The sequence below is a fragment of the Streptomyces katrae genome, assembly GCF_000966975.1.
In the GTDB taxonomy this organism is placed as follows: Bacteria; Actinomycetota; Actinomycetes; order Streptomycetales; family Streptomycetaceae; genus Streptomyces; species Streptomyces katrae.
The window spans coordinates 1-6456 of sequence record NZ_JZWV01001118.1; the positions used below are offsets into that span (position 1 = coordinate 1).

At 73.6% G+C, this 6456-nt stretch carries 9 protein-coding genes; 4 read left to right on the forward strand and 5 right to left on the reverse strand.

The window, feature by feature from the left end:
• The 3 genes from VR44_RS33335 to VR44_RS33345 all read left to right on the forward strand — a co-directional run.
• Positions 1-1308 (forward strand): outer membrane protein assembly factor BamB family protein (locus VR44_RS33335; protein WP_045951377.1); only part of this gene is annotated, 1308 nt, incomplete at its 5' end.
• Positions 1309-1451: 143 nt separating this feature from the next.
• Positions 1452-1949, forward strand: coding sequence for a peptidylprolyl isomerase (locus VR44_RS33340; RefSeq protein WP_045951378.1), 498 nt, complete (start codon positions 1452-1454; stop codon positions 1947-1949).
• A gap of 143 nt (positions 1950-2092) precedes the next feature.
• Positions 2093-2572 (forward strand): hypothetical protein, encoded by a 480-nt coding sequence (locus VR44_RS33345; protein ID WP_157880488.1) that lies wholly within the window; start codon positions 2093-2095, stop codon positions 2570-2572.
• Between the two features lie 27 nt (positions 2573-2599).
• Here the strand turns inward: VR44_RS33345 and VR44_RS45510 are convergent, their stop codons facing one another.
• Together VR44_RS45510 and VR44_RS33355 are read right to left on the reverse strand one after the other, a co-directional pair.
• Positions 2600-3115, reverse strand: coding sequence for a hypothetical protein (locus tag VR44_RS45510; protein ID WP_045951380.1), 516 nt, complete (start codon positions 3113-3115; stop codon positions 2600-2602).
• Between the two features lie 86 nt (positions 3116-3201).
• Positions 3202-3648, reverse strand: a complete 447-nt coding sequence (locus VR44_RS33355) for an SRPBCC domain-containing protein (RefSeq protein ID WP_045951381.1) — start codon at positions 3646-3648, stop codon at positions 3202-3204.
• A gap of 269 nt (positions 3649-3917) precedes the next feature.
• On the opposite strand from VR44_RS33355, the gene VR44_RS41635 reads away from it, so the two are divergent.
• Positions 3918-4454: a hypothetical protein gene (locus VR44_RS41635; protein ID WP_052713949.1), complete on the forward strand. Its 537-nt coding sequence runs from the start codon at positions 3918-3920 to the stop codon at positions 4452-4454.
• Here the strand turns inward: VR44_RS41635 and VR44_RS33365 are convergent, their stop codons facing one another.
• The 3 genes from VR44_RS33365 to VR44_RS33375 all read right to left on the reverse strand — a co-directional run.
• Complete coding sequence (locus VR44_RS33365) at positions 4455-5231, reverse strand: enoyl-CoA hydratase/isomerase family protein (RefSeq protein ID WP_045951382.1); 777 nt, start codon at positions 5229-5231, stop codon at positions 4455-4457. It lies immediately after the preceding gene.
• A complete protein-coding gene (locus VR44_RS33370) occupies positions 5228-5686 on the reverse strand; it encodes a Zn-ribbon domain-containing OB-fold protein (RefSeq protein WP_045951383.1) in 459 nt (152 codons plus the stop codon). Before VR44_RS33370 ends, VR44_RS33365 begins: the two co-directional genes overlap by 4 nt.
• 53 nt (positions 5687-5739) lie before the next feature.
• A partial coding sequence (locus tag VR44_RS33375) for a thiolase C-terminal domain-containing protein (protein ID WP_045951385.1) occupies positions 5740-6456 on the reverse strand: 717 nt, incomplete at its 5' end.

Below are 6456 nucleotides of genomic sequence, written 5' to 3' on the forward strand. Positions count from 1 at the left end.
GGCGGCTCGCCGGTGCCGATCGGGCCCGGCCCGCGCGCGACGGCGTCGGCCCCCGCCGGGCTCGCCGCCGCGGACTCGGCGACCGGCTGGGTGCGCCCGCCGGCCGGGGTCCGGGCCCAGGCCGCGGCCCCCGTGGCCACCCCCTCCGTACCGGCTCCCGGGCCGTCGCCGGACAGCGGGCGCTGGCGGCCGTGGCGGTTCCGCATGTCGAACGAGGTGTGGGGCACCCCTGCCGTCGCGGGCGACCTGCTGTACGTCACCTCCTTCGAGGTGCACGCCCTGGACGTCGGCAGCGGCCGGCGCCAGTTCAAGACCCGGGACGTCGCCTGGTCCATGGCCGTCGCCGACGGGCGCATCCACGCGTCCGACGGGCCCTCCCTCTTCGCCCTCGACGCCAAGGACGGCTCCGAGCGGTGGCGGCTGAACGCCGACGCCTGGGTGTACGCCCTGCGCGCCGAGCGGGGCACCGTCATCACCGTGACCCGCGGCGGCGGCGTCCAGGGCTGGGAGGCCTCCAACGGCCAGAAGCTGTGGGAGCTGACCGGCGCCCAGACCGACTTCGAGACCCCGGAGGCGGCCCCCGTCCTCCACGACGGCACGGTCTACGTCTGGCAGGACGCCCGGCTGCGCGCCCTCGACGCCCGCTCCGGACTGGAGGCCTGGTCCTACCCGGTCGGGGACGCGGCCTCCTGCGGCAACGTCCCGGTCCGCGTCACCCCTGCCCCCGACGGCAACGTGTACGTGGCCGCCGGCACCCGGGTGCTGTCCGTCGACCGGGCCTCGGGCCGGGTCCGCTGGCACTTCGAGGCGCCCGCGGTCTTCCTGGCCCCGCCCGCGTTCGCACCGGGCCCGGCGGTCACGGGCGGCGGGGTGTACCTCGCCGACTACCTCGGCACCGTCTACGCCCTGGACGCCGCCACCGGCAAGGACCGCTGGCGCATCGCCACCGAGCCCCGCCCGGCGGCGGACCCGGTGCTGGTGGCGGGCGGCAACGTCCACCTGGGCGCGGGCAGCGCCCTGTACACGCTCGACGCGGTCACCGGCACCCCGAAGTGGCGGTTCGCGGCGGGCGGCGAGATCACCGGCCCGCCGGTGGTCGCGGACGGCCGGGTCCACTTCGGCTCGGCCGACCACTGCCTGTACACCCTGGACGCGGCGGGCGGGCAGCTGCGCTGGAAGCTGGCCACGGGCGGCGAGATCACCGGGGCGCCGGTGGTGGAGGCGGGCGTGGTGTACGCGTGCAGCAAGGACCGCTGCGTGTACGCCCTGGACGCCGCCAAGGGCACGGGCACCCGCACGGGAGGCTGACGGGGAGGGCCGGGGCGCACGGCGTCCCGGCCCGGCCGGAAGCATCCCAAAACCGCCCGTAACACCCCACATGGGCGGTCCGTCGGCGTGCTCCGGGGCCCCTCCGGGTCGCGTTCCGCACCGGGAGTGACAGGATGGGACCCATGAGCAACGTCTACTTCGACATCAACATCGACGGCAAGCCCGCCGGCCGCATCGTCTTCAACCTCTTCGACGAGGTCGTCCCGAAGACCGCCCAGAACTTCCGCGAGCTCGCCACCGGCCAGCACGGCTTCGGCTACGCGGGCTCCCCGTTCCACCGCGTCATCCCGCAGTTCATGCTCCAGGGCGGTGACTTCACCCGCCAGAACGGCACCGGCGGCAAGAGCATCTACGGTGAGAAGTTCGCCGACGAGAACTTCGACCTGAAGCACGACCGCCCGTACCTGCTGTCGATGGCGAACGCCGGCCGCAACACCAACGGCTCGCAGTTCTTCATCACCACCGTCGTCACCCCGTGGCTCGACGGCAAGCACGTCGTCTTCGGCGAGGTCGTCGAGGGCAAGGACGTGGTCGACGCCATCGAGAAGCTCGGCTCCCCCTCCGGCGCCACCAAGGCCAAGATCGAGGTCGCGGCCTCCGGCGTGGTCGACGCCGCCTGATCCGCCCTTCACGGACGCCGACGGCCCCGCCCCCTCCCGGGGAGCGGGGCCGCCGCCGTGCGGGCCGCGCCGAGCGAGATCGTCGGTGTCGGTGGTCCCTGGTAGCGTGTCCCGCCGTTGTCCTCGGGGGAAGGAATCGCGCCATGGTGGCCGGTCGTCATATGAAGTTCACCGCTGTGATCGTCGGTGTCGTGCTCTCGCTCACCGGCTTCTCGGCCCACGGCCGGCACGGCGGCGGCAGCGGCGGACACGGCTGCTCGTCCGGCAAGAGCAGCCACAGCAGCAGCAACGACGTCAACAACAGCAACAACAGCAACAACAGCACCAGCAGCGGCAGCACCGGCACCGGCAAGGGCAACAAGAGCGACGCGCCCGCGCACGCCACGGTCCTCTCCTGCGCCGCGCCCGGCCGTACGAAGGCCGTCCTCCAGGTCACGTCCGACCTGGACACCCAGCGCACCGTCGACGTACCGCTCACCTTCGAGGGCAACGCGGGCACCGTCGACCGCACCTCCGTCCGCGTCACGCTGAAGCCCCGCGAGACCCAGACGGTCACCGTCGCGATGGTCAACCCCGCCAAGGTGAACGAGGTCCAGCGCTGCCAGGTCGGCAGGATCGGCTGACCGCTACGGCACGGCCGCCCGCAGCCCCTACGTCCGGTCGGCCGGACCCCAGGGCTCGTACTGCGCGGCCGGCGGCCGGGCGAGCGGGTCGAGGTCCAGGTCGCGGTCGTGGCGGCGGGGCCGCCGGCGGCGTCCGCGCATGACGGCCGCCGCCAGGAGCAGCAGCGCGCCCGCGCCGAAGGCGGTGGCGAGCCCGTCGCCGAGGCCCTGCCCGTCGGCCCCGACCGACAGGCCCCCGGCCGCCTGGCCCTGGCGGACCATCCACAGCACCGCCACGCCCAGCACCACCACCCCCGCCACCGCCATGAGCGGCCGCGAGCGCCGTAGCACCGCGACCAGCACGAGCAGCGCGGCGAAGAGCATCGGCAGCAGCAGCGACCCCGGCAGGGCGGGCGGGTCGGTGGTGACGCCGGAGCCGGAGAACAGCTCCTCGATGCGGTAGTCGCGGCCGGGCCGCCCGTCGTACCAGGCCCGGAAGGGGCTCCAGACGACGGCGGCGGCGCCGATCAGACCCATGAGCGAGCCGATTGCGTTGCGGATCATGCCCGGCCCTCCGGGGTTTTCAGCGGGTAGCGGTCATGATCCCGACGCTAGCCCGGGGCCTGCGGCCCCGCACGCCGGTCGTGGCGTCAGGAGGTGGCGCGGGCCGCTTCCACACGGGCGCGCAGGGCCTCGTTCATCAGGGTGAAGTTGCGGGCCGTGCCCTCCAGCAGTTTGCCGAGGAAGGGCACCAGCAGCCCGCGGAACCGTTCGCCGTGCTCCAGCCGGGTGGTGCGGCCCGGGCCCTCGGCGAGCCGGAAGAAGTGCTCGCCGTCGAAGAGGCCGCGGACGAGGAAGTGCCCCGTCCAGCGGAGCTCGGCCGCGGGCACGCAGACCCGTACGGCCGGGTGGAAGGTGGTGGGCTTCCCCGATTCCGCGTACATCGTCAGCCGCAGCCGCTCGCCGGGCGCGACCTCGCCGCCGGCCTGTCGGATGAACGGGTTCCACACGCAGTAGCGGGGCAGGTCGGTCAGGACCGCCCAGACCTCTTCGGGGGTCGCGTCGATGGTGATCTCGGTGGTGATGTTGCGTCGCATTCGACCGTGTTCCTCGTGGTGACGTGGTGCTCTCACCGAAGGGACGCGGGGTGTGCGGCTGCCGCCGGGTTCGGTGCTGGGATGCAACCACGGATCGGGCGGCCCGAGGCCGGGGGAGGGGAGGTCTTCGCTGGTGGCGGAGAGAACGGAGGAGGGCCTTCCGGGTGTGCGGTGGTGAATGCCGATACGTCGGGCGCCCGCTGCCGGGACGCGGCCCCGGGCACCTGGTAGCGTGGCGGCGTTTTGTCTCAGGGGGAGGGACTCGAACCATGCTGTCCGGACGGGTACGCAGGATCAGATTCGGCGCGGTGCTGGTGGCGGTGGTGCTGTCGCTCACCGGGTTCTCCACCGCCAAGGACGACGGCGGCGGGGGCGGCTGCTCCAGCTCCAAGAGCAAGAGCAAGACCAAGACCAAGAAGACGAGCAAGGGCAGCGGGATCCACACCGACAGCGGCCCGGACGCGACCGCCTCGCCCACCGCGAGCACGGGACCCGCCACCGCCTACGTGGTGTCCTGCGTCGACGCCGACACCGCCCGCCCCTCCAGCACCATCGAGGTCACCTCGCGGCTGGACCGCACCGCCACCTTCTCCGTGAACCTGCGCCGCGAGGGCGTCGGCGGGAACCTCGTCGAGACGGCCACCGCCCTCGTCACCCTGGAACCGCGCCAGACCGGCAGGCAGGTCGTCCCGCTGCGCGCCACGGCCCGGGCGGGCGACGTCAAGGACTGCCGGATCACGGAGGTGGTCACGGTGGCCGGGACACCTTCCCCGAGCCCCTCCGCCACGCCCACCCCCACGCCCTGATCAGCGCAGCCGGAAGTCCGTCCCCGGCCGGCGGCCCTCGAACAGCTCCGCCTGGCGTTCCGGCGGGAGGTTGCCCAGGGCGATCAGGGCCGGGGCCTGGGCGAGGGCCTGCTGCAGCGCGGCCTGCTTCGCCGACCACAGGGCCCGTACGGTGCCCTGGACGCCCTCCGTCGGGAACGAGGCCAGGGTCCGCGCCGACCGCAGGGCCGCCGCGAGCAGCTCCCCGGGCTCGGCCAGCTCCGAGACCAGGCCGACCTCGTACGCCCGCCGCGCGGAGAGCCGTTCCGCCGTGCCCATCAGGGACATCCGGGCGACCTCCCCGAAGGGCATCCGCTGCGCCATGTACACGGCCTCGTAGGCGCTGACCATCCCGTACGAGGTGTGCGGGTCGAAGTACGTGGCGGTGGTGGCCGACACGATGAACTCCGCCTCGCCCAGCAGGTAGAAGGCCCCGCCGCAGGCCATGCCGTTGACGGCGGCCACCACCGGCTTCCACAGGTCGTTCGCCTTCGGCCCGATGGCGACGAGGGGGTCGTCGACCGAGTACGGGGAGGCCGGCTGCGGCACCTGCGCCGAGCGGTCGATCCCGGTGCAGAACGCGGCCGTGCCCGCGCCCGTCAGCACCACCGCCCGCACCTCCTCGTCGAAGCGGAACTCCCGCCAGAGAGCCGCCAGTTCGGCTGCGGTGCCGAGGTCGACCGCATTGTGCCGGGACTCCCGGTCCAGGGTGACGACCGCGACCCCGTTCTCCTCGTCCCGCTCCACCCGCAGCGTCACGGCTTCACCAGGATCCAGCGCGGCACCGTCATCCCGCCCGTCTCGGTGAACACCACCTGCACCTGCGCCCCGATCCGCAGCCGGGACGGGTCCACCGAGTCGAGCGGGGCGTCCGCGGAGGCGACCAGGTTCCCCGCCAGCCGGATGTGCGGGGCGTCCCAGAGCTCCACCAGGATCACGTTGTACGGGGCCTGCGCCGCGTACGCCGGCAGCAGCGGGGGGTGCGGCAGGACGTAGGACCAGATCCGGCCCCGCCCGCTCATCAGCCGCCACCCCGACTCGAAGGACCCGCAGTGCGGGCAGCAGGGCCGGGGCGGGAAGCGCAGCCTGTCGCAGGAGGCGCAGGACTGCACGCGGAGCTCGCCGCGGGCGGCGTACTCCCAGAAGGGGGCCCCGTCCTCGTCGGGGACGGGGAGCAGGAGCTGGAGTTCGTCGGCGCCGGGGGCGGTGGTCATCGTGCGGCTCCTAGGGCATGGGGCTCGGGGGTCGGCGGTCGGCGGTGGGCGGCTCAGGCGCGCAGCAGGATCGCGGACGTGGGGACGCCCTCGCCGGCCGTCACCAGGCAGGTGGCGGCGTCCGGGACCTGGGCGGTGGAGGTGCCGCGCAGCTGCTTGACACCCTCGTTGATCAGGTTGAACCCGTGCACGTACGCCTCGCTCAGCCCGCCGCCGCCGGTGTTGATCGGGAGCCGGCCGCCCATCTCCAGCGCCCCGCCCTCGGTGAAGGCGGCGCCCTCGCCGCGCCCGCAGAAGCCGTAGCCCTCCAGGGAGAGCGGGATCAGCGGGGTGAAGGCGTCGTAGATCTGGGCCACGTCCACGTCGGCGGGCCCGAAGTCGGCCTGCTTCCACAGGTGGCGGGCGGCGGTCCAGGCGGGGCCGGACAGGGGGTCGTCGTTCCAGTAGTTGACCATCCCGTGGTGCTGGGCGGGCAGGCCCTGGGCGGCCGAGTGCACGTAGACCGGCTTCTGCCGGCAGTCGCGGGCCCGCTCGGCGGAGACGATGACGCAGGCGAGCGCCCCGTCGGTCTCCAGGCAGTTGTCGAAGAGGCAGAGCGGATCGCTGATCATGCGGGAGGTCATGTACATCTCGCGGGTCAGCGGCCGTTCGTACATCATCGCGGCCGGGTTCTCGTTCGCCCGGTTGCGGCAGGCCATCGCGACGTTGAAGAGGTGGTCGCGGGTCGCGCCGTACTCGTGCATGTAGCGGCGGGGCAGCATGCCGGTCTC